18 protein-coding genes are annotated in these 22,618 nt (G+C 68.0%); 8 read left to right on the plus strand and 10 right to left on the minus strand.

Going from position 1 to position 22,618, the window contains the following annotated elements:
* Nucleotides 1-48 precede the first annotated feature (48 nt).
* Both tgt and queA read right to left on the minus strand, forming a co-directional pair.
* Nucleotides 49-1,236 carry a tRNA guanosine(34) transglycosylase Tgt gene (tgt, locus tag DCN14_RS17780; protein WP_096505085.1) on the minus strand — a complete coding sequence of 396 codons (1,188 nt, stop codon included), beginning with the start codon at nucleotides 1,234-1,236 and terminating at the stop codon, nucleotides 49-51.
* 178 nt (nucleotides 1,237-1,414) lie between these two features.
* Nucleotides 1,415-2,482: a tRNA preQ1(34) S-adenosylmethionine ribosyltransferase-isomerase QueA gene (gene queA / locus DCN14_RS17785; RefSeq protein WP_096505083.1), complete on the minus strand. Its 1,068-nt coding sequence runs from the start codon at nucleotides 2,480-2,482 to the stop codon at nucleotides 1,415-1,417.
* Between the two features lie 166 nt (nucleotides 2,483-2,648).
* Here queA and recG point away from each other — a divergent pair, with 166 nt between their 5' ends.
* From recG to ubiA, 5 genes are all read left to right on the plus strand, one after another.
* Nucleotides 2,649-4,991, plus strand: a complete 2,343-nt coding sequence (gene recG, locus DCN14_RS17790; RefSeq protein WP_096505080.1) for an ATP-dependent DNA helicase RecG — start codon at nucleotides 2,649-2,651, stop codon at nucleotides 4,989-4,991.
* A 126-nt stretch (nucleotides 4,992-5,117) separates the two neighbouring features.
* On the plus strand, nucleotides 5,118-6,077 hold the full coding sequence (locus DCN14_RS17795) for a hydrogen peroxide-inducible genes activator (protein ID WP_096505078.1): 960 nt from the start codon (nucleotides 5,118-5,120) through the stop codon (nucleotides 6,075-6,077).
* Between the two features lie 539 nt (nucleotides 6,078-6,616).
* A complete protein-coding gene (gene katG / locus DCN14_RS17800) occupies nucleotides 6,617-8,803 on the plus strand; it encodes a catalase/peroxidase HPI (RefSeq protein ID WP_096505076.1) in 2,187 nt (728 codons plus the stop codon).
* A gap of 98 nt (nucleotides 8,804-8,901) precedes the next feature.
* The gene (locus DCN14_RS38430; protein ID WP_172441905.1) at nucleotides 8,902-9,066 is read left to right on the plus strand and encodes a hypothetical protein; all 165 of its coding nucleotides are present in this window, start codon (nucleotides 8,902-8,904) and stop codon (nucleotides 9,064-9,066) included.
* Nucleotides 9,067-9,240: 174 nt separating this feature from the next.
* Nucleotides 9,241-10,113, plus strand: coding sequence for a 4-hydroxybenzoate octaprenyltransferase (gene ubiA / locus DCN14_RS17805; RefSeq protein ID WP_096505074.1), 873 nt, complete (start codon nucleotides 9,241-9,243; stop codon nucleotides 10,111-10,113).
* Between the two features lie 106 nt (nucleotides 10,114-10,219).
* Here ubiA and proC read toward each other — a convergent pair whose 3' ends face one another.
* The 6 genes from proC to DCN14_RS17835 all read right to left on the minus strand — a co-directional run bounded on the left by proC (nucleotide 10,220) and on the right by DCN14_RS17835 (nucleotide 17,436).
* Nucleotides 10,220-11,032 (minus strand): pyrroline-5-carboxylate reductase, encoded by an 813-nt coding sequence (gene proC, locus DCN14_RS17810; RefSeq protein ID WP_096505072.1) that lies wholly within the window; start codon nucleotides 11,030-11,032, stop codon nucleotides 10,220-10,222.
* Between the two features lie 44 nt (nucleotides 11,033-11,076).
* Complete coding sequence (locus DCN14_RS17815; RefSeq protein WP_096505070.1) at nucleotides 11,077-11,775, minus strand: YggS family pyridoxal phosphate-dependent enzyme; 699 nt, start codon at nucleotides 11,773-11,775, stop codon at nucleotides 11,077-11,079.
* A gap of 103 nt (nucleotides 11,776-11,878) precedes the next feature.
* Nucleotides 11,879-13,105, minus strand: a complete 1,227-nt coding sequence (glcF, locus tag DCN14_RS17820; RefSeq protein WP_096505068.1) for a glycolate oxidase subunit GlcF — start codon at nucleotides 13,103-13,105, stop codon at nucleotides 11,879-11,881.
* Nucleotides 13,106-13,115: 10 nt separating this feature from the next.
* The gene (gene glcE, locus DCN14_RS17825) at nucleotides 13,116-14,204 is read right to left on the minus strand and encodes a glycolate oxidase subunit GlcE (RefSeq protein WP_096505066.1); all 1,089 of its coding nucleotides are present in this window, start codon (nucleotides 14,202-14,204) and stop codon (nucleotides 13,116-13,118) included.
* Between the two features lie 285 nt (nucleotides 14,205-14,489).
* Nucleotides 14,490-15,983 carry an FAD-linked oxidase C-terminal domain-containing protein gene (locus DCN14_RS17830; RefSeq protein WP_096505065.1) on the minus strand — a complete coding sequence of 498 codons (1,494 nt, stop codon included), beginning with the start codon at nucleotides 15,981-15,983 and terminating at the stop codon, nucleotides 14,490-14,492.
* A 43-nt stretch (nucleotides 15,984-16,026) separates the two neighbouring features.
* Nucleotides 16,027-17,436, minus strand: a complete 1,410-nt coding sequence (locus DCN14_RS17835) for an FAD-linked oxidase C-terminal domain-containing protein (protein ID WP_096505137.1) — start codon at nucleotides 17,434-17,436, stop codon at nucleotides 16,027-16,029.
* A 251-nt stretch (nucleotides 17,437-17,687) separates the two neighbouring features.
* Here DCN14_RS17835 and DCN14_RS17840 point away from each other — a divergent pair, with 251 nt between their 5' ends.
* Together DCN14_RS17840 and hmpA are read left to right on the plus strand one after the other, a co-directional pair.
* A complete protein-coding gene (locus DCN14_RS17840) occupies nucleotides 17,688-18,239 on the plus strand; it encodes a cob(I)yrinic acid a,c-diamide adenosyltransferase (RefSeq protein WP_096505063.1) in 552 nt (183 codons plus the stop codon).
* A 94-nt stretch (nucleotides 18,240-18,333) separates the two neighbouring features.
* Complete coding sequence (gene hmpA / locus DCN14_RS17845) at nucleotides 18,334-19,542, plus strand: NO-inducible flavohemoprotein (protein ID WP_096505061.1); 1,209 nt, start codon at nucleotides 18,334-18,336, stop codon at nucleotides 19,540-19,542.
* Between the two features lie 105 nt (nucleotides 19,543-19,647).
* Here hmpA and aroG read toward each other — a convergent pair whose 3' ends face one another.
* On the minus strand, nucleotides 19,648-20,721 hold the full coding sequence (gene aroG, locus DCN14_RS17850; RefSeq protein ID WP_096505059.1) for a 3-deoxy-7-phosphoheptulonate synthase AroG: 1,074 nt from the start codon (nucleotides 20,719-20,721) through the stop codon (nucleotides 19,648-19,650).
* Nucleotides 20,722-20,764: 43 nt separating this feature from the next.
* Between aroG and DCN14_RS17855 the strand changes: the two genes are divergently transcribed.
* Nucleotides 20,765-21,010: a hypothetical protein gene (locus DCN14_RS17855; protein ID WP_162826209.1), complete on the plus strand. Its 246-nt coding sequence runs from the start codon at nucleotides 20,765-20,767 to the stop codon at nucleotides 21,008-21,010.
* 110 nt (nucleotides 21,011-21,120) lie between these two features.
* Here DCN14_RS17855 and tldD read toward each other — a convergent pair whose 3' ends face one another.
* Nucleotides 21,121-22,587, minus strand: coding sequence for a metalloprotease TldD (gene tldD / locus DCN14_RS17860; protein ID WP_096505057.1), 1,467 nt, complete (start codon nucleotides 22,585-22,587; stop codon nucleotides 21,121-21,123).
* Between the last annotated feature and the right edge of the window lie 31 nt (nucleotides 22,588-22,618).

Below are 22,618 nucleotides of genomic sequence, written 5' to 3' on the forward strand. Positions count from 1 at the left end.
CGCGTCCTATGTGGCGGACCGCCGCGCGAGCCGCGGGCAGCCGGCCCGTCAGTCGACCCCTCTTGCGCGATCCTCCGCGAAGCGCTGGCGGAACGCGTCGAACGTGTGGGTTTCGATCGCGTCGCGCATGTCGCTCATCAGCTGCAGGTAGTAGTGCAGGTTGTGGATCGTGTTCAGCTGCGCGCCCAGGATTTCGCCGACGCGGTGCAGGTGGTGCAGGTAGCCGCGCGAGAAGTTCTGGCACGTGTAGCACGTGCAGGTGGAATCGAGCGGCTTCAGCGAGTTCTTGTGCGTCGCGTTGCGGATCTTCACGTCGCCGAAGCGCGTGAACAGCCAGCCGTTGCGCGCATTGCGGGTCGGCATCACGCAGTCGAACATGTCGACGCCGTTCGCGACGCCCTCGACCAGGTCTTCCGGCGTGCCGACGCCCATCAGGTAGTGCGGCTTGTTGGCCGGCAGCTTCGGGCCGACGTGCCGCAGCACGCGCATCATGTCTTCCTTCGGCTCGCCGACCGACAGCCCGCCGATCGCGAGGCCGTGGAAACCGAGTTCCGACAGGCCCGCGAGCGATTCGTCGCGCAGATCCTCGAACATCCCGCCCTGGACGATCCCGAACAGCGCGTTCGGGTTGCCGAGCCGGTCGAACTCGTCGAGCGAGCGCTTCGCCCAGCGCAGCGACATGCGCATCGAGTCGGCCGCTTCCTTGTGCGTCGTCGGCACGCCGTTGGTGGCGTACGGCGTGCATTCGTCGAACTGCATCACGATGTCGGAGTTCAGCACCTTCTGGATCTGCATCGACACTTCCGGCGACAGGAACAGCTTGTCGCCGTTGATCGGCGATGCGAACGTGACGCCGTCCTCGGTGATCTTGCGCAGGTCGCCGAGCGAGAACACCTGGAAGCCGCCCGAGTCGGTCAGGATCGGCTTGTTCCAGCCCATGAAGCCGTGCAGCCCGCCGTGCGCGTCGATCGTGTCGAGGCCCGGGCGCAGCCACAGGTGGAACGTGTTGCCGAGGATGATCTGGGCCTTGATCTCGTGCAGCTCGCGCGGCTGGATCGCCTTCACGGTGCCGTACGTGCCGACCGGCATGAAGATCGGCGTTTCGACCACGCCGTGGTTGAGCTTCACGCGGCCGCGGCGCGCATGGCCGTCGGTCGTCAGCAGTTCGAATTCGAGCCCGTTGGCGGGGCGGTCCTGCACGGGGGCGTGCGTAGCGTGGGATGAGCCTTCGGTCATCGCGTCATTCTCCTTGCTACCGGAAAACAGTCCGGCGCATGTTGGGACATGCCGCCGGGAGCCCGGCGGCGGCGGAAAGCGGGTGCGCGCGAGCGTCGCGCGCAACGTGAAAACGGGGCACGGCGGCCGTGCGGTGCGCCGGCTCTCGTGCGTGCGGTGCCGGTGGGGCCGGATGCGCTTACGCGCGCGGCGCCTCCGGCGTGTCGCGCCGCGTGAGCAGCATCGCGTCGCCGTAGCTGAAGAAGCGGTAGCGTGCGTCGATTGCGTGCCGGTAGGCGGCGCGGATCGTCTCGACGCCCGCGAACGCGGACACCAGCATCAGCAGCGTCGACTTCGGCAGGTGGAAGTTCGTGACGAGCCGGTCGACCACGCGGAAACGGTAGCCGGGCGTGATGAAGATGTCGGTCTCGGCCTGCGTCGCCGCGAGCGGGCGGCCCGCTTCGCCGGCGCTGCGCGCCGCGGCTTCGAGCGCGCGCATCGACGTCGTGCCGACCGCGATCACGTTGCCGCCGCGCGCGCGGGTCGCGGCGATCTTGTCGACGAGCGACTGCGGCAGGTCGTACCACTCGCTGTGCATCTTGTGCTCGGCGATGTTCTCGACGCGCACCGGCTGGAACGTGCCGGCGCCCACGTGCAGCGTGAGCGTCGCGCGCTCGACGCCCATCGCGTCGAGCTGCTCCAGCAGCGGCTGGTCGAAATGGAGCCCGGCCGTGGGCGCGGCGACCGCGCCCGGGTTGCTCGCATAGACCGTCTGGTAGCGTGTCTCGTCGTTCGCGTCGGCGTCGTGCGCGATGTACGGCGGCAGCGGCAGGCGGCCGTGCTGCTCGATCAGCGTGAGGCACGGCTCGGGGAAGTGCAGCGTGAAGAACGGCTCGACACGCTCGCCGACCGTCACGTCGAACGCGTCGGCGAGGCGCAGCGTCGTGCCGGCGCCGGGCGACTTGCTCGCGCGGATCTGCGCGAGCGCCGTGTGCGTGCCGGTCACGCGCTCGATCAGCACCTCGATCTTGCCGCCGCTGGCCTTCTGGCCGAAGAAGCGGGCCTTCAGCACCTTGGTATCGTTGAAGACGAGCAGGTCGCCGGGCGAGATGCACGACGGCAGCTCGGCGAAATGGCGGTCGACGAGGCGCGCGGGCTCGACGGCGCGATCCACGTCGAGCAGGCGGCTCGCGGTGCGATCGGGCAGCGCGGTTTGCGCAATCAGCTCGGGCGGCAGATTGAAATCGAAATCGGAAAGCGTGAACATGCGGGCTGGTTCGAAACGGCCGGCGGGCGCCGCCGACAGGGCGGAAACGCGTAAATGGGGCGCACGAGCCGCTATGATGGCGGGATGCGCGGCCTGGCCGGCGTCGTTCGTTCGGACGACGGAAAGCCGCTATTGTACTTGCCTTGCGAAGCACCCAGACGATCCGATGCCTGTGTCACCACGCCGTTCTACTGCCGCCGTTGCCGATTCCGCCGATCCGTTCGACGCGGAGGATGCCGCGCCACCCGCGCGAAGCGCGGGGGAGCGCGGTGCCAGGGAGCGCGGTGCGGCGTCGCGTCGCGCCGGCCCGAAGCGCGGCGCCGACGGGCGGCTCGCGCAGCCGGCCGCCGCCGCGCCCGACGTCGAACCGGGCGCGGGCGGCGACGAAGCGGACGCGTCCGGCGCATCCGCCACGAAACGCAAGAAGAAGCCGGCCGCCGACAAACCGGTGAAGACCGCCGACAAGCTCGCGAAGCTCGGCCTCACGCGCTCGATCGATCTCGTGCTGCATCTGCCGATGCGCTACGAGGACGAAACCACGCTCACGCCGATCGGCGAACTGCTGCCCGGCGGCATCGCGCAGACCGAAGGCGTCGTGTTCGACAACGAGGTCGCATACCGGCCGCGCCGCCAGCTCGTCGTGAAGATCCAGGACGACGACGGCGAGCATCTCGTGCTGCGTTTCCTGAATTTCTACGGCTCGCAGGTCAAGCAGATGGCCGTCGGCCAGCGGCTGCGCGTGCGCGGCGACGTGCGCGGCGGCTTCTTCGGGATGGAGATGGTGCATCCGGCGGTGCGCGTGGTCGAGGCCGACGCGCCGTTGCCGCAGGTGCTCACGCCCGTCTATCCGAGCACGGCGGGCGTGTCGCAGGCGTATCTGCGCAAGGCGATCGAGAATGCGGTCGAGCGCACGCCGCTGCCCGAGCTGCTGCCGCCCGAGATCGTGCGCGACTACCTGAAGCCGCTCGGCGTGCCGTCGCTCGAACAGGCCGTGCGGATCCTGCATCACCCGGGCGTCGATTCGGACGAAGCCGCGCTGATGGACGGCTCGCATCCGGCGTGGACCCGCATCAAGTTCGAGGAGCTGCTCGCGCAGCAGTTGTCGCTCAAGCGCGCCCACGAGGAGCGCCGCACGCGCGCCGCGCCCGCGATGCCGCGCCGCGCCGCGAGCGACGCCGATGCGCTCACCACGCGCCTCTACGCGGCGCTGCCGTTCACGCTGACGGGCGCGCAGGCGCGCGTCGTCGACGAGATCGCGCACGACCTCACGCTCGCGCACCCGATGCAGCGGCTGTTGCAGGGCGACGTCGGCAGCGGCAAGACGGTCGTCGCGGCGCTGGCCGCCACGCAGGCGATCGATGCCGGCTACCAGGCCGCGCTGATGGCGCCGACCGAAATCCTCGCGGAGCAGCACGCGCGCAAGCTGCGCGCATGGCTCGAGCCGCTCGGCGTGACGGTCGCGTGGCTCGCGGGCAGCCTGAAGGCGAAGGACAAGCGCGCGGCGATCGAGGCCGCGGCGCTCGGCACCGCGCAGCTCGTGATCGGCACGCACGCGATCATCCAGGACACCGTCGAATTCGCGCGGCTCGGCCTCGTGATCGTCGACGAGCAGCACCGCTTCGGCGTCGAGCAGCGTCTTGCGCTGCGCGCGAAGGCGGCGAATGCGGCCAACGGCGCACGCGATTTCCAGCCGCACCAGCTGATGATGTCGGCCACGCCGATTCCGCGCACGCTCGCGATGACGTATTACGCGGATCTCGAGGTGTCGACGATCGACGAGCTGCCGCCGGGCCGCACGCCGGTGCTGACGCGCCTCGTCGGCGACGCGCGGCGCGACGAGGTGATCGCCCGCGTGCACGAAGCCGCGCTGACCGGCCGCCAGGTGTACTGGGTGTGTCCGCTGATCGAGGAGAGCGAGACGCTGCAGCTGCAGACCGCCGTCGAGACCTACGAGACGCTGGCCGCCGCACTGCCCGAACTGAAGGTCGGCCTCGTGCACGGCCGCTTGTCGCCGGCCGACAAGGCGGCCGTGATGGAAGCGTTCACGCGCAACGAGGTCCAGCTGCTGGTCGCGACGACCGTGATCGAAGTCGGCGTCGACGTGCCGAACGCATCGTTGATGGTGATCGAGCACGCGGAGCGCTTCGGCCTCGCGCAGCTGCACCAGTTGCGCGGCCGCGTCGGGCGCGGCACCGCGGCGTCGGTGTGCGTGCTGCTGTACACCGGCCCGCTGTCGCTCACGGGCCGCGAACGGCTGAAGACGATGCGCGAGACGACCGACGGTTTCGAGATCGCGCGGCGCGACCTCGAAATCCGCGGCCCCGGCGAATTCCTCGGCGCGCGCCAGTCGGGCGCGGCGATGCTGCGCTTCGCGAACCTCGAAACCGATGGCTGGCTGATCGACCCGGCCCGCGATGCCGCGTCGCGGCTGATTGCCGCGTATCCCGACATCGTCACGCAGCATCTCGCACGCTGGCTCGGCGCGCGCGAGCAGTATCTGAAGGCTTGATCCGCCCATTCAGGGCCGGATTCCGAACCGTCGGCGAGCGTATCCCGATGCAGAGAAACTTGGCGAACCGGTGTCAGTCGGTGTATAAATTAAACCTATCGCCTGTATATCCCTGATTGACCCACAATGACGCTGACTGAATTGAAATACATCGTCGCGGTCGCGCGCGAGCGGCATTTCGGCCGCGCGGCCGAAGCATGCTTCGTGAGCCAGCCGACGCTGTCGGTGGCGATCAAGAAGCTGGAAGACGAGCTCAACGTGCAGATTTTCGAGCGCGGCGCGAGCGAGGTGAGCGTGACGCCGATCGGCGACCAGATCGTCACCCAGGCGCAGCGCGTGCTCGAGCAGACCTTCGCGATCAAGGAGATCGCGAAGCAGGGCAAGGACCCGCTCGTCGGCCCGTTCCGTCTCGGCGTGATCTATACGATCGGGCCGTACCTGCTGCCGACGCTCGTCAAGCAGATGATCCAGCGCGTGCCGCAGATGCCGCTGATGCTGCAGGAGAACTACACGCTGAAGCTGCTCGAACTGCTGAAGCAGGGCGAGATCGACGCCGCGATCATGGCGCTGCCGTTCCCCGAAACCGGCCTGATGGTGCGGCCGCTGTACGACGAGCCGTTCGTCGTCGCGCTGCCGGCGGGACACCCGTGGGAGAAGCGCGAAGAGATCGACGCCGAGGATCTGAAGCAGGAAACCATGCTGCTGCTCGGCAACGGCCACTGCTTCCGCGATCACGTGCTCGGCGTGTGCCCGGAGCTGATGCGTTTCTCGCAGACGGCCGACGGCATCCAGAAGACCTTCGAAGGCTCGTCGCTCGAGACGATTCGCCATATGGTTGCGAGCGGCGTCGGCATCACGGTGCTGCCGCGCATGTCGGTCGCCGAGATCGGCCCGCGCGCGAACGGCCCCGATGCCGAACTGCTGTCGTACGTGCCGTTCAACGAACCGGTGCCCGATCGCCGGGTCGTGCTGGTGTGGCGCAAGAGCTTCACGCGGATGCCGGCGATCGACGCGATCAGCGAGGCGATCGCCGCGTGCGATCTGCCGGGCGTCGCGAAGCTCGACATGCCGGCGACGATGAACTGACCGGGCATGACGCATACCGGTGCCGGACGATGAACGGGGTCTTGCGACCCCGTTTATTTTTCCCTATCGAATAGATAAAACTAATTAAATTCAAATATTTGATAGATGCACATAGAATCTTCTACACGGATCGGCGTCGCAGCGACGGCCGATCCGCACGCTGAATGCAAGCGTCAAAGGAGGATGTCATGATGCGGTCGGTATTGCAGCACGCGCAGCGGAACATCCCGTCGCGCGACGAGGTCGTAAATCGAGCCAGGGCCGCGGCCCGCAGCCTGCGCCCGATTGCGTTCGCGTATCTGGCGGATCGTGTGTACGGCGGATGAGTGCCGCCGCACGCCGGTCCCGTGTTCCCCCGATTCATCCGCTGTCCAGCCATGAGGGAGCCTTGCATGTCCGACGTCACGAAACCCGCACCGAAGGCCGCGCCTGACACCCCGTAGCACGACAGGGCCAACCTGTTCCGTTTCATCCCCCCGCAATGCTCCACGAACCGCGCCCGGCACGTGGGGGCCTACGAGCAAGTAAAGGAGAAAAGCATGTCGACCGAATCGAAATGTCCGTTCAACCATACGGCGGCCGGCGGCACGTCGAACAAGGACTGGTGGCCGAATCAGCTGAACCTGAACGTCCTGCACCGGCACTCGGCGCTGTCCGATCCGATGGACAAGGATTTCGACTACGCCGAGGCGTTCAGGAAGCTGGATCTCGCGGCGGTGAAGAAGGACCTGCACGCGCTGATGACCACGTCGCAGGACTGGTGGCCGGCCGACTTCGGCCACTACGGCGGCCTGTTCGTCCGGATGGCATGGCATAGCGCCGGCACGTACCGCACGGCAGACGGCCGCGGCGGCGCGGGCGGCGGGCAGCAGCGCTTCGCGCCGCTCAACAGCTGGCCGGACAACGTGAGCCTCGACAAGGCGCGTCGGCTGCTGTGGCCGATCAAGCAGAAGTACGGCCGCAACATCTCGTGGGCCGACCTGCTGATCCTGACCGGCAACGTCGCGCTCGAATCGATGGGCTTCAAGACGTTTGGCTACGCGGGCGGCCGCGTCGACACGTGGGAACCGGACGACGTGTACTGGGGCTCGGAAAAGATCTGGCTGGAACTGAGCGGCGGCCCGAACAGCCGCTACTCGGGCAAGCGTGACCTCGAAAGCCCGCTCGCGGCCGTGCAGATGGGCCTCATCTACGTGAACCCGGAAGGCCCGGACGGCAACCCCGACCCGGTCGCAGCCGCGCACGACATCCGCGAGACGTTCGCGCGGATGGCGATGAACGACGAAGAGACGGTCGCGCTGATCGCGGGCGGCCATACGTTCGGCAAGACGCACGGCGCCGGTCCGGCGTCGAACGTCGGCCCCGAGCCGGAAGCCGCGGGCCTCGAAGAGCAGGGTCTCGGCTGGAAGAGTACGTTTGGCACGGGCAAGGGCAAGGACGCGATCACGAGCGGTCTCGAAGTCACGTGGACGTCGACGCCGACGAAGTGGAGCAACGACTTCTTCAAGCATCTGTTCAGCTACGAATGGGAACTGACGAAGAGCCCGGCCGGCGCGCACCAGTGGGTCGCGAAGGATGCCGGCGACGTGATTCCGGATGCGTTCGACGCGTCGAAGAAGCACCGCCCGACGATGCTGACGACCGACCTGTCGCTGCGTTTCGACCCGGCGTACGAGAAGATCTCGCGCCGCTTCTACGAGAACCCGGCCGAGTTCGCCGACGCGTTCGCGCGCGCCTGGTTCAAGCTCACGCACCGCGACATGGGGCCGCGTGCGCGCTATCTCGGCCCGGAAGTGCCGGCCGAACATCTGCTGTGGCAAGACCCGGTCCCGGCCGTCGACCACAAGCTGATCGATGATGCCGACGTCGCGGCGCTGAAGGCGCAGGTTCTCGCAACGGGGCTGACCGTGTCGCAGCTCGTGTCGACCGCGTGGGCGTCGGCCTCGACGTTCCGCGGTTCGGACAAGCGCGGCGGCGCGAACGGTGCGCGCATCCGCCTCGCGCCGCAGAAGGACTGGGAAGTGAACCAGCCGGCTGCGCTCGCGACGGTGCTCGGGACGCTCGAAGGCGTGCAGAAGGCGTTCAACGACGCGCAGACGGGCGGCAAGAAGGTGTCGCTCGCCGACCTGATCGTGCTGGCCGGTGCGGCCGGCGTCGAACAGGCCGCGAAGCGTGCGGGCGTCGCGGTGACGGTGCCGTTCGCGGCGGGCCGGACGGACGCGTCGCAGGAGCAGACCGACGTCGAAGCGATGGCCGTGCTCGAGCCGGTGGCGGACGGTTTCCGCAACTACCTGAAGCACGCGTACAAGACGCCGGCCGAAGCGCTGCTGGTCGACAAGGCGCAGTTGCTGACGCTGAACGGGCCGGAGCTGACGGTGCTGGTCGGTGGCCTGCGTGTGCTCGGCGCGAACGTCGGCGACGCGAAGCATGGCGTGTTCACCGATCGTCCGGGCGCGCTGACCAACGACTTCTTCGTGAACCTGCTCGACATGGGCACGGAATGGAAGCCGGCGTCGGCCGCGAACGACGTGTTCGAGGGGCGCGACCGCGCGACGGGTCAGGTGAAGTGGACCGGCACGCGCGTCGACCTGATCTTCGGCTCGCACTCGCAACTGCGTGCGCTCGCCGAGGTGTACGGCAGCGCGGACGCGAACGAGAAGTTCGTGCGCGATTTCGTCGCGGCCTGGAACAAGGTGATGAACCTCGACCGCTTCGACCTCGCATGAATGTCGCGATGCGGTAGCGCAGTCACGTTGTAACGTGAAACGGCCGGTCGCACGACCGGCCGTTTTTTCTTCCGCTGTTTCTTGAAGGAGTGACGACCATGACGCAAATGATGCTGAACATGCGTGCCGCGGCCGCGGCGCCCATCCTGCGATCGCCGGGCGAGCTGGCGCGGCGCATCGTCGGTTTCGCGATCGTCATCGGCGGCGCCGCGGAGCTGGTCGCGCAGGCGCTGCATGCGATTGCGTCGCTGGCCGGCCGCTGAGCGCGGCGATCGGCCCGTACCGCGGACGGCCCCGCGCGCGGCGGCTTCAAGGGGCCTCATCAGGCCGCCGGCGGCGCATGCGGGCCCGGCGGCAACCGGGCGCGAGCCGTGTCGACATGACGGGAACCACCGCTCGGCTCTAAAATGCCGGGATTCTCTTCCCGGTGCTTCGCCATGCTTGCCCGCTTTCCCCTGTACCTGCGGCTCGTCCGGATGGACAAGCCGATCGGCAGCCTGCTGCTGCTGTGGCCGACGCTCAACGCACTGTGGATCGCATCGGACGGCCATCCGCGCTGGCCGCTGCTCGTGATCTTCGCGCTCGGCACGCTGCTGATGCGCTCGGCCGGCTGCGCGATGAACGACTACGCCGACCGCGATTTCGACCGCCACGTGAAGCGCACGGCCGACCGGCCGCTGACGTCGGGCAAGATTCGCGCGTGGGAAGCCGTCGCGATCGCGGTGGTGCTGTCGTTCCTCGCGTTCCTGCTGATCCTGCCGCTCAATACGCTGACGAAAGAGCTGTCGGTGGTCGCGCTGTTCGTCGCCGGCTCGTATCCGTTCATGAAGCGCTTCTTCGCGATTCCCCAGGCGTATCTCGGCATCGCGTTCGGCTTCGGCATCCCGATGGCGTTCGCGGCCGTGCAGGACACGGTACCCATGCTGGCGTGGGTGATGCTGATCGCGAACATTTTCTGGTCGGTCGCATACGACACCGAATACGCGATGGTCGATCGCGACGACGACATCAAGATCGGCATTCGCACGTCCGCGCTGACGTTCGGCCGCTTCGACGTCGCGGCCGTGATGGCCTGCTATGCGGTGACGCTCGGCATCTACGTGTGGATCGGCGTGACGCTCGGCTTCGGGCTCGCATACTGGGCCGGCTGGGCCGCGGCGGCCGGCTGCGCGCTGTATCACTACACGCTGATCAAGGATCGCGAGCGGATGCCGTGCTTCGCGGCGTTCCGGCACAACAACTGGCTCGGCGGCGTGCTGTTCGCGGGAATCGCCGCGCATTACCTGCTGGCGGGCATCGCCGGCAACTGATGCGGCCCCGCGCCGCGGCGCGTGCACGCGTGCAGTCAACAAAAAAGCAGCCCAGGGCTGCTTTTTTGTTGGCGCTGCCGGGCGAGCCCGGCGGGCGTCGTGACGCTTATGCGCGACCGAGTTCGTCGCCCATTTCCTTCGCGCGCGCTTCGGCCGCGAGCGCGCCGCGCACGATCGCTTCCTTCACGCCCTGCGCATCGAACGATGCGAGCGCGGCGGCCGTCGTGCCGCCCTTCGACGTCACGCGCTCGCGCAGCACGCTCGCCGGTTCGCCCGATTGCGCGGCGAGTTGCGCGGCGCCCGTGAACGTCGCGACCGCGAGCGCGCGGCCCTGTTCGTCGTTCATGCCGAGGCGGCGCGCGGCTTCCTGCAGCGCTTCGATGAAATAGAACACGTAGGCCGGGCCGCTGCCCGAGATCGCCGTGACCGCGTCGAGTTGCGCTTCGTCGTCGAACCATACGATCTCGCCGACCGCGCCGAGCACGTTCGATGCGAGTTCGCGACCGGCCGCATCGACGCCCGGCAGCGCGGCAAGACCCGTCACGCCCATGCCGACCAGCGCGGGCGTGTTCGGCATCGTGCGCACGACGCGGGCGTAGTCGCCGAGCCAGCGGGCGAGATCGGTGGCGCGGATGCCGGCTGCGATGCTGATCACGAGTTGCGACTTCAGATGCGGCGCGAGGGCCTGCGCGACGTCCTTCAGCACTTGCGGCTTCACCGCGAGCACGATCGCGTCGTATTCCGCGAGCGTCGCGTCGATGGCCGCGCCGGTGCGGATGCCGAATTGCTGCGCGGCGCGCGCGCGGACGTCTTCGTTGACGTCGATGGCATACAGGCCGTCGGCGGCGACACCGCGTTTGATCAGGCCGCCGATCAGGGCCGTGGCCATGTTGCCGCCGCCGATGAATGCGATTTTCATGATGTCGAATTGAGCGAGTAGGTGAACGGGAAAGAGCGTGGGGTTCAGTGCGAATAGTCGCGCGCGCCGAAGATCGCGGTGCCGACGCGCACGATCGTCGCGCCTTCGAGCACGGCCGCTTCGAGATCGGCGGACATGCCCATCGATAACGTGTCGAGCGGCAGCCCGTCGGCGCGCAGCGTGTCGAACAGCGCGCGTAGCGCGCGATGCGGTGCACGTTGCGCGTCGGTGTCGCCCGCCGGTTCGGGAATCGCCATCAGGCCGCGCAGGCGCAAGGCTGGCAGCGCGGCGACCGCGCGCGCGACCTCGGCGACCTCGGCCGGGGCGACGCCGCTCTTCGACGCCTCGCCGCTGATGTTCACCTGCACGCACACGTTCAGCGGCGGCAGGTGAGCGGGGCGCTGTTCGGCGAGGCGCTGCGCGATCTTCAGCCGGTCGACCGAATGCACCCAGTCGAAGCGCTCGGCCACGGGGCGCGTCTTGTTCGATTGCAGCGGCCCGATGAAATGCCATTCGAGCGCGGCGCGCAGGTCGGCGAGCGCGTCGATCTTGTCGATCGATTCCTGCACGTAGTTCTCGCCGAACGCGCGTTGTCCGGCCGCATGCGCGGCGCGCACGTCGTCGGCGGGAAACGTCTTCGATACGGCGAGCAGCGAGACGGTGGCGGGATCGCGGCCGGCCGCGCGGGCGGCGTCGGCGATGCGGCGATGAACGGATGCGAGACGGGCGGCGAAATCGGACATGACGGACACGGAAGCAGGCACAGGAAGCGAATGCGGCACGGCACGCACCGCATCGATCCGGTCATTATACGGACGGGGCGCCGTGCGGGGCCGTCCGTCCGCGTTAGCCGTACAGCAGATGCTCGACGAGCTGGATCCAGTGCGCGACCGGAATTTGCGTGCCGCTTTGCAGATGCGCGATGCAGCCGACGTTGCCGGACACGATCATCTGCGGCTCGAGCGCCTGCAGCTTCAGCAGCTTCTGCTTGCGCAGCCGGTACGACAGCGACGGCTGGGTCAACGAATACGTGCCCGCGGAGCCGCAGCACAGATGGCTGTCGGCCGGCAGCCGCACGTCGATGCCGAGCGTCTCGAGCAGGCGCTCGACCTTGCCGCGCGACTGCTGGCCGTGCTGCAGTGTGCACGGCGGATGGTACGCAACGGTGTGGATCGCGCGGCGCCGCGCGAGCGTCGCGATCTCGGCCTCGAACGCCAGCAGCACGTCCGAGATGTCGCGCGTGAGCGCGACGATGCGCTGCGCCTTCTCCGCGTAGGCCGGATCGTCGCGCAGCAGGTGCGCGTATTCGAGCACCGTCGCGCCGCAGCCCGATGCGTTCATCACGATCGCCTCGGCGCCTTGCTCGACATGCGGCCACCACGCGTCGATGTTGCGGCGCGCGTCGGCGAGCGCTTCGTCGTGATAGTTCAGGTGCAGGCGGATCGCGCCGCAGCAGCCCGCGTCGGGCGCGACGATCGTTTCGATGCCGAGCGCATCGAGCACGCGCGCGGTCGCGATGTTGATGTTCGGCAGCATCGACGGCTGCACGCAGCCGCCGAGCATCAGCATCTTGCGCGGATGCGTGCGCTGCGGCCATTCGAGCAGCCGCGCGCGCGGCGGCACCTTGTCGCGCAGCCGTTTCGGCAGCAGCGGCCGCACGTGCTGGCCGAGCCGCATCACGGGGGAGAACAGCGCCGCGTTCGGCACGAGGCTCGCGAGCACGCGGCGCACGAGCCGCTGCTGCACGGGGCGATGGACCTGCGCCTCGACGTGCTTGCGGCCGATTTCGACGAGGCGGCCGTACTGGACGCCCGACGGGCAGGTCGTTTCGCAACTGCGACACGTGAGGCAGCGATCGAGGTGCTGCTGTGTGCTGCGCGTGACGGGCGCGCCTTCGACCATCTGCTTGATCAGGTAGATGCGCCCGCGCGGGCCATCGAGTTCGTCGCCGAGCAACTGGTAGGTCGGGCAGGTCGCGGTGCAGAATCCGCAATGCACGCACTTGCGCAGGATCGCGTCGGCCTCGTCGCCGTCGGGCGTGTTGCGGATGAAATCGGCGAGGTTGGTTTGCATCTTGGAGATCTTAGAGATCGGGGTAGAGCCGGCCGCGGTTGAAGATGCGCGCGGGATCGAACGCGGCTTTCAGCCCGCGATGGATTTTCATCAGCGGCGCGGGCAGCGGCGTGAACACGCCCGCGCTACGGTCATACGAATCGCCGGCGCGGAACAGCGTCGCGTGGCCGCCGGCCTGCTTCGCGCTCATGCGTACCGTCTGCGCATCGGCGTCGGTGATCCACCAGCGCTGCGCGCCGCCCCATTCCATCAACTGGGTGCCGGGCAGGTGCATCGGTTCGGTGATCGACGGCAGCGACAGGCGCCACAGCGCGTAGCCGGGCGGAATGCCGTTGAAGAACGGATCGGTGTGCTCGCGCAGGCCGGCCCAGAAACGCTCGGCCTCGACCGCGTCGACGACTTCGCCGCCGAGCAGCGTCTTCGCGGATTTCACGGCGGCCTCGGCGCCCGACAGGCGCAGCACGAGGGTGCCGTTGCGCCAGCCGCTCGCGCTCACGGGCAGCGGATGGCCGCCCCATTCGTTGAGCTTGCGCACCGCGTCGGTCGCGGTCATCTCGAACTTCAGCGTGACTTCGGCGACCGGCACCGGCAGCACCTTGATCGACAGGTCGAGCATCAGCCCGAGCGTGCCGAGCGAGCCGGCCATCAGCCGCGATACGTCGTAGCCGGCGACGTTCTTCACGACCTGTCCGCCGAAGCGCAGCAGTTCGCCGCGCCCGTTCATCAGCGTGACGCCGAGCACGAAATCGCGCGGCGCGCCGCAGGTCGCACGGCGCGGGCCCGCGAGGCCGGCCGCGACGCAGCCGCCGACGGTGGCCGCGCGGCCGAAGTGCGGCGGCTCGAACGGCAGCATCTGGCCGCACTCGGCAAGGACGGTTTCAAGCTGTGCGAGCGGCGTGCCCGCGCGGACCGTGACGACGAGTTCGGCCGGGTCGTACGACACGATGCCCTGAAACGCACGCGTGTCGAGTATTTCGCCGTCCAGCGCCTGGCCGTACCAGTCCTTGGTGCCGCCGCCGCGAATCCGCAGCGGCCGGCCGTCGGCACTGGCCGCCCGGATGCGCTCGGCCCATCCGGCGACGATGTCGTCCTCTTCCATGTTCTGTTGCTGCCTCGTTGTTGTCCGGTCGATTGTACCGGGGTGGCGCGAATGCACATCGCGACTATCCCTAAGCTCCGTATCACGAAGGCATGCAGCCGCCGCTGCGCGCACGGCCGGCGCGGGCAGGGCGATCCGTCGCGGCCCGCGCGCCGGCACGGATCGCGCACCGCGTGGCGCTTTCGGGAAACCGCCGGGCCGCCCCAGGTTTTCCGCCCCGAAGGCAGTCCCCTCGGAGGATGACCCCCTCGGAGGCCCGGCCCGGCGCGACAGGTTCCGGGGCGCTTAGAAGCGCGGCAGGTCCGGATGCGGCAGCAGCCCGCCGCGCACGTGCTGCCGGCCATATTCGGCGCAGCGCGCGCGGGTCGGGATCCCCTTGTCGGGATTGAGCAGCCCGGCCGGATCGAAGGCGCGCTTGACCGCGAAGAACGCGTCGCGCTCCTGCGGCGAGAACTGTACGCACATCGAATTGAGCTTCTCGATGCCGACGCCGTGCTCGCCCGTCACGCTGCCGCCGAATTCCACGCAGCACTCGAGGATTTCGGCGCCGAACTGCTCGGCGCGGTGCAGCTCGTCCGGATCGTTGGCGTTGTAGAGGATCAGCGGATGCATGTTGCCGTCGCCGGCATGGAACACGTTGATGCAGCGCAGCCCGTAGCGTGTTTCGAGCTGTTCGATGCGCGCGAGCAGCGGGCCGATCGCGCGGCGCGGCACGGTGCCGTCCATGCAGTAATAGTCGGCGGAAATGCGCCCGGCGGCCGGGAACGCGTTCTTGCGGCCCGACCAGAAGCGCAGCCGCTCGCTTTCGTTGCGCGACACCTGGATGCGCGTCGCGCCGTGCTCGCGCAGCACGGCCATCATGCGGACGATCTCTTCGGCGACTTCTTCCGGCGTGCCGTCCGATTCGCACAGCAGGATCGCCTTCGCGTCGAGGTCGTAGCCCGCGTGCGTGAACGCCTCGACGGCCTGCGTGGCCGGCTTGTCCATCATTTCGAGCCCGGCCGGGATGATGCCCGACGCGATGATCGCGGCGACCGCCTCGCCGCCCTTGACGACGTCGTCGAAGCTCGCCATCACGAGCTGCGCGGTCTGCGGTTTCGGGATCAGCTTCACCGTCACCTCGGTGACGATCGCGAACATCCCTTCGCTGCCGATCATTACCGCGAGCAGGTCGAGGCCCGGCATGTCGAGCCCGAGCGAGCCGAATTCGACGATCTCGCCGTCGATCGTGACCGCGCGCACGCGCATCACGTTGTGCACGGTCAGCCCGTATTTCAGGCAGTGCACGCCGCCGGAATTTTCCGCGACGTTGCCGCCGATCGTGCAGGCGATCTGCGACGACGGATCGGGCGCGTAGTACAGCCCGTAAGGTGCGGAGGCTTCCGAAATCGCGAGGTTGCGCACGCCGGGCTGCACGGTCGCCGTGCGCGCGTACGGATCGACTTCGACGATGCGCGTGAAACGGGCGAGCGACAGCACGACGCCGTTCGCGATCGGCAGCGCGCCGCCCGACAGGCTCGTGCCCGCGCCGCGCGGCACGATCGGCACTTCCATGCGGCGGCAGATCTGCACGATCCGCTGCACCTGCGATTCGGTTTCCGGCAGCGCGACCGCGAGCGGCAGCCGGCGGTAGGCGGACAGGCCGTCGCATTCGTACGGCGCGGTGTCTTCGTTGCGATACAGCAGGCAATGCGTCGGCAGCACGGCCATCAGCGCCTGCACGACTTCGCGCTGGCGCTGCGCGCGCGTCGCGCTCGACAGTTCGACGGAAGCGTTCATGGAGTCTCCTGCGGGCAGCGCAGCGTCACGCTGCGCTGCCGTCTCAACACGTGAAGATCTTGCCGGGATTCATCAGATTGCGCGGATCGAGCGCGAGCTTGATCGCGCGCATGACGTCGATCGCGTTGTCGCCGTGCTCCTTCGGCAGGAAGCGCATCTTGTGCAGCCCGACGCCGTGTTCGCCGGTGCAGGTGCCGCCCAGACGCAGCGCGCGCTCGACGATCCGGTCGTTGATGCGTTCGGCTTCGTCGATTTCCTCGGGTTTGTCGGGATCGATCAGGATCGCCACGTGGAAATTGCCGTCGCCGACGTGGCCGACGATCGGGCAGGGCAGCGACGATGCGCGCAGGTCGGCTTCGGTTTCCTCGACGCACGCGGCGAGCTGCGAGATCGGCACGCACACGTCGGTCGTCACCGCGCGGCAGCCGGGTTTGAGCTGCAGCATCGCGAAGTATGCGTTGTGACGCGCGGCCCAGAGCCGCGTGCGATCTTCGGGCCGGGTCGCCCATTCGAAGCCCTGACCGTTGTTCTGGCCCGCGAGCGCCTGGACGAGTTCGGCCTGCTCCTTCACGCCGGCTTCGGTGCCGTGGAATTCGAAGAACAGCGTCGGCGCTTCGGTGAGCGTGAGGTTCGAGTGGCGGTTGATCGAGCGCACGGCGAGCGCGTCGACGAATTCGACGCGCGCGATCGGCACGCCGATCTGGATCGTCTCGATCACGGTGCGCACCGCGTCGCCCATCGTCGGGAACGTGCAGATCGCGGCCGACACGGCTTCGGGCAGCGGATGCAGGCGCAGCGTGATCTCGGCGATCACGCCGAGCGTGCCTTCGGAGCCGACGAACAGGCGCGTGAGGTCGTAGCCGGCCGACGACTTGCGCGCGCGCGAACCCGTCTTCACGACGCGGCCGTCGGCGAGCACGGCGCTCAGCCCGAGCACGTTCTCGCGCATCGTTCCGTAGCGCACGGCGTTGGTGCCCGATGCGCGGGTCGCGGTCATCCCGCCGATGCTGGCGTCGGCGCCCGGATCGATCGGGAAGAACAGGCCGGTGTCGCGCAGCGCCTCGTTGAGCGCCTTGCGCGTGATGCCCGGTTCGACCGTCACGGTCAGGTCTTCGGCGTTGATCGACAGCACGCGGTTCATTTCCGACAGGTCGAGCGATACGCCGCCGCGCACGGCGAGCAGGTGGCCCTCGAGCGACGAGCCGGCGCCGTACGGGATCAGCGGCACGCTGTAGAGCGCGCACAGCGACACGACCTGGCGGATTTCGTCGGCGTTGTGCGCGAACACGACGGCGTCGGGCAGTTGCGGATCGAACGGCGATTCGTCGCGGCCGTGATGGGCGCGGACGGCGTCGGCGGTCGACACGCGCTCGCCGAAGGCGGCGCGCAGCGCATCGAGCATCGCGGGCGGGAGGGGGCGGCGCGTGGCGGCCGGCGTGGCGGGATGATTCATGTATGTCTCCTTGGCGGGGCGCAGTTGGCGCTGTTGCGCCGGCCACGCGCCCATGCTTTGCGATCGACCGGACCCGGCGCATCGCGCCTGCCCGATCCCGCACATCGATCGCTTGTATGACGGATGCCGCTGCGACGCGGCGTCGGCTCATTCTACGCTGCAACGTCCGCTGCGGCCCCCGCCGCGGGCTGCGATAATCGCGTTCCAACGCAACCGGGCCGCGTCGCGGCCGCGCACGAGAGGACATTCGCATGGGCAACCGCTTGAGCAAGATCGCCACGCGCACGGGCGACGATGGCACCACCGGCCTCGGCGACGGGCGCCGCATCGGCAAGGACGACGCGCGGATCGCCGCGATCGGCGACGTCGACGAACTGAACTCGAACCTCGGCGTGCTGCTCGCCGAGCCGCTGCCGGACGACGTGCGCACGGCGCTCGTCACGATCCAGCACGACCTGTTCGATCTGGGCGGCGAGCTGTGCATTCCCGGCCATACGGTGCTGGACGACACGCATCTTGCACGCCTCGACCGGTGGCTGGCCGACTACAACGCGACGCTGCCGCCGCTGAAGGAATTCATCCTGCCGGCCGGCGCGCGCGCGGCGTCGCTCGCGCACGTGTGCCGGACAGTGTGCCGCCGCGCGGAGCGCTCGATCGTCGCGCTCGGTCGCATCGACACGCTCAATGATGCGCCGCGGCGTTACGTGAACCGGCTGTCGGATCTGCTGTTCGTGCTGGCGCGCGTGCTGAACCGCGCGGGTGGCGGCTCGGACGTGCTGTGGGAGCGCGGACGCGTGCGCTGACGCGCGATGTCGTTTTTCCGCACTGCGACAATTTGTCCGAGGGGCGTCGATTTTTAAACATGTATTGTATGTGCATGTTTAACGGAGAACGAACATGACCCACATCACCGCTGACCAGATGGCCCGTGTGAAGGCCACCGCCCCCGTCCTCGCCGAGCACGGTGCGACGATCACGAAGCATTTCTACCAGCGCATGTTCGCGCGTCATCCGGAACTGAAGAACCTGTTCAACCAGACGCACCAGAAGACCGGCAGCCAGCCCGAAACGCTCGCGAAGGCCGTCTATGCGTATGCGGCGAACATCGACAACCTCGGCGCGCTGGGCGGCGCGGTGTCGCGCATCTCGCACAAGCACGCAAGCCTCAACATCCGTCCGGAGCATTACCCGATCGTCGGCGAGAACCTGCTCGCCTCGATCGTCGAGGTGCTCGGCGACGCGGTCGACGCGGAAACGCTCGAAGCATGGCGCGTCGCATACGGCCAGCTCGCGCGGATCATGATCGGCGCCGAAGCCGACCTGTACGCGAACGCGGCGTGGAGCGGCTTCCGCCCGTTCAAGGTCGCGCGCAAGGTGCGTGAAAGCGACGAGATCACGTCGTTCTACCTGACGCCGGCCGACGGCGGCGCGGCGCCGAAATTCGAACCGGGCCAGTACATCTCGGTGAAGCGCTTCGTCGGCGATCTGGGTGTCGACCAGCCGCGCCAGTACAGCCTGTCCGACGCGCCGCACGGCAAGTGGCTGCGCATCTCGGTGAAGCGCGAATCGGGCAAGGCCGAAGCGGTGCCGGCCGGCAAGGTGTCGACGCTGATGCATGACGGCGTCGAAGAGGGCGCGATCGTCGAAGTGACGGCCCCGATGGGCGACTTCTCGCTGAAGCGCGATGTCGATACGCCGGTCGTGCTGATCTCGGGCGGCGTCGGCATCACGCCGATGATGTCGATGGCGTCGACGCTGGTTGCGGAAGGCAGCAAGCGCGAAGTGCGGTTCGTCCACGCATGCCGTTCGGGCGCGGTGCATGCGTTCCGCGACTGGCTGAACGACACGGCGCGCGAGCATGCGAACGTCAAGCGTACGGTGCTGTACGAACTGGTCGGCCCGAACGACCGCGTGGGCGTCGACCACGATCTGGAAGGGCGCCTGACGCTGGAGCGCGTGCAGCAATACGCGCTGGTGCCGGATGCCGACTATTACATCTGCGGCCCGATCGCGTTCATGAAGGCGCAGCGCGATGCGCTTGTCGCGCTCGGCGTCGCGCCGGAGCGTGTGAATACGGAGATCTTCGGCTCGGGCGCGCTCGAGTGATGGCTTGACGACTGTTTTCCGGCCTATGAGCAAAGCCCGGCGCGAGCCGGGCTTTGCTTTTTGTCGGGGGCAGCTGCCGCCAGGCGGCCAACCTGTTTGCGTCCGTCAGTTCCCGCTGCCGCGCGCGACGCGGCGTGCCTTCACCGATTCCGCGAGGCCTTCGAGCACCTTCACGCTGTCGTCCCACGCGATGCATGCGTCGGTGATGCTCTGGCCGTAGGTCAGCGGGCAGCCTTCCTTCAGGTCCTGACGCCCCTCGACCAGGTGCGACTCGATCATCACGCCGACGATGCGCGAATCGCCGGCCGCGACCTGGCGGCCGATGTCCGCGCACACGGGGATCTGGTTCTCGTGCTTCTTCGAGCTGTTCGCGTGGCTCGCGTCGATCATCAGGCGCGCGGCGAGGCCGGCCTTGCCGATGTCCGCGCAGGCGGCGTTCACGCTTTCCGCGTCGTAGTTCGGCGTCTTGCCGCCGCGCAGGATCACGTGGCAGTCCTCGTTGCCGGCCGTCGACACGATCGCCGAGTGGCCGCCCTTCGTCACCGACAGGAAATGGTGCGGCTGCGACGCGGCCTTGATCGCGTCGACCGCGATCTTCACGTTGCCGTCGGTGCCGTTCTTGAAGCCGACCGGGCACGACAGCCCCGATGCCAGCTCGCGGTGCACCTGCGACTCGGTCGTGCGCGCACCGATCGCGCCCCACGAGATCAGGTCGGCGATGTACTGCGGGCTGATCATGTCGAGGTATTCGGTCGCGGCCGGCAGCCCCATCTCGTTGATCTGCAGCAGCAGTTCGCGCGCCGTGCGCAGCCCGTCGTTGATCTTGAAGCTGTTGTCCAGGTGCGGATCGTTGATGAGCCCCTTCCAGCCGACCGTCGTGCGCGGCTTCTCGAAGTACACGCGCATCACGATTTCCAGCTCGCCCGCGAAGCGCTCGCGCTCCTTCACGAGCCGCCCCGCGTACTCGACCGCCGCCTTCGTATCGTGGATCGAGCACGGCCCGATCACGACGATCAGCCGGTCGTCCATCCCGTGCAGGATGCGGTGCATCGACTGGCGCGAGTTGTAGATCAGCTCGGATGCGGCTTCGGAGCACGCGAATTCGCGGATCAGGTGGGCGGGCGGCGTCAGTTCCTTGAGTTCGCGAATGCGGACGTCGTCGGTATTGTGCGGGGGCATGCTGTTTCTCCTAATGTTCCGGGGCGCCGTTCGGTCAGTGCGCGTGCGGCAGATTCATCAATTCAAGCGATTCAGTGGTTTCGGTCGGGGCCGCGGAATCCACTGCGGCGGCGACCGGCTGGCGAAGGGCGAAAAAAAACCGCCGGGTTCGCCGGCGGTTTTTTCGGGAATTTCGGTTGCGCTTTACGCGCCATCAACCCTCTCGATCCGCCAGCGGTCTGAGATGCCAAAAAAAGTAAAAATAAAACTTGGCGGACATGACGGAGATTTGGTTCGTCAAAAAAGTTGATTCGGAATTTATACCCCGTCGCCGCGCGGCTGGCAACTAGGGATGCTCGAAAATGCGGACAATCCGCGCATTTTCTTCAAAATGCGCGGATTGTCTGCGCCGTGATGCGGTTATGCCGTGCCGCCGACGGTCATCTTGTCGATCCGCAGAGTCGGCTGGCCGACGCCGACCGGCACGCTCTGGCCTTCCTTGCCGCACACGCCGACGCCCGAGTCGAGCGACATGTCGTTGCCGATCATGCTCACGTACTTCAGCGATTCCGGGCCGCTGCCGATCAGCGTCGCGCCCTTCACCGGGTAGGTGATCTTGCCGTTTTCGATCATGTACGCCTCGGACGCCGAGAACACGAACTTGCCGTTCGTGATGTCGACCTGGCCGCCGCCGAAGTTCACCGCGTACAGGCCGTTCTTCACCGACGCGATGATTTCCTGCGGATCCTTGTCGCCGTTCAGCATGTACGTGTTGGTCATGCGCGGCATCGGCAGCGCCGCGTACGACTCGCGCCGCGCATTGCCGGTGACGGGCATCTTCATCAGGCGCGCGTTCAGCGTGTCCTGGATGTAGCCCTTCAGAATGCCGTCCTCGATCAGCGTCGTGCACTGCGTCGGGTTGCCTTCGTCGTCGATGTTCAGCGAGCCGCGGCGGTTCGGCAGCGTGCCGTCGTCGACCACCGTCACGCCCTTCGCGGCGACCTGCTCGCCGATCCGGCCGGCGAACGCCGACGAACCCTTGCGGTTGAAGTCGCCTTCGAGGCCGTGGCCGATCGCTTCGTGCAGCAGCACGCCCGGCCAGCCCGGCCCGAGCACCACCGTCATCGCGCCGGCCGGCGCGGGGCGGGCGTCGAGGTTGACCAGTGCCGCGTGCACGGCGTCGTCGACGTAGCGCGACAGCACGTCGTCGGTGAAGTAGCCGTAGTCGAAGCGGCCGCCGCCGCCGCCGGAGCCGATTTCGCGGCGGCCGTTCTGTTCGGCGATCACCGTGACCGACACGCGCACGAGCGGGCGGATGTCGGCGGCCAGCGCGCCGTCGCTGCGCGCGACCAGCACGACGTCGTATTCGCCCGCGAGGCCTGCCATCACCTGCGTGACGCGCGGGTCGCGGCCGCGCGCCATCTGCTCGATGCGCTCGAGCAGCTTGACCTTGGCGGTCGCGTCGAGCGACGCGAGCGGATCGGACGGCAGGTACAGGTCGCGGCCCGAGATGCCCTTGAGCGACGCGGCCGCCTTGATCTTCTGGCGGCCGCCGCCGGCCGCCGCGATCGCCTTGGTGGCCGCGGCCGCCTGGGCGATGGCTTCCGGCGACAGGTCGTCGGAGTAAGCGAACGCGGTGCGCTCGCCCGCGACCGCGCGCACGCCGACGCCCTGGTCGATGCTGAAGCTGCCCGACTTCACGATGCCTTCCTCGAGGCTCCACGCTTCGCTGCGGGTCGCCTGGAAGTACAGGTCCGCGTAGTCGACGCGATGCGTGAAGATGTCGGCGATCGTGCGCGTGAGCAGGCTCTCGTCGAGGCCGTACGGCGTGAGGAGGATGTCCTTCGCCAGCGCAAGGTTGCGGATGCCGGGTTCGATGATGTTCATGCGGGTATCGAGGGTTCTCAAAAAGTTGTCG

Source organism: Burkholderia sp. IDO3, from assembly GCF_003366075.1.
Taxonomy (GTDB): domain Bacteria; phylum Pseudomonadota; class Gammaproteobacteria; order Burkholderiales; family Burkholderiaceae; genus Burkholderia; species Burkholderia anthina.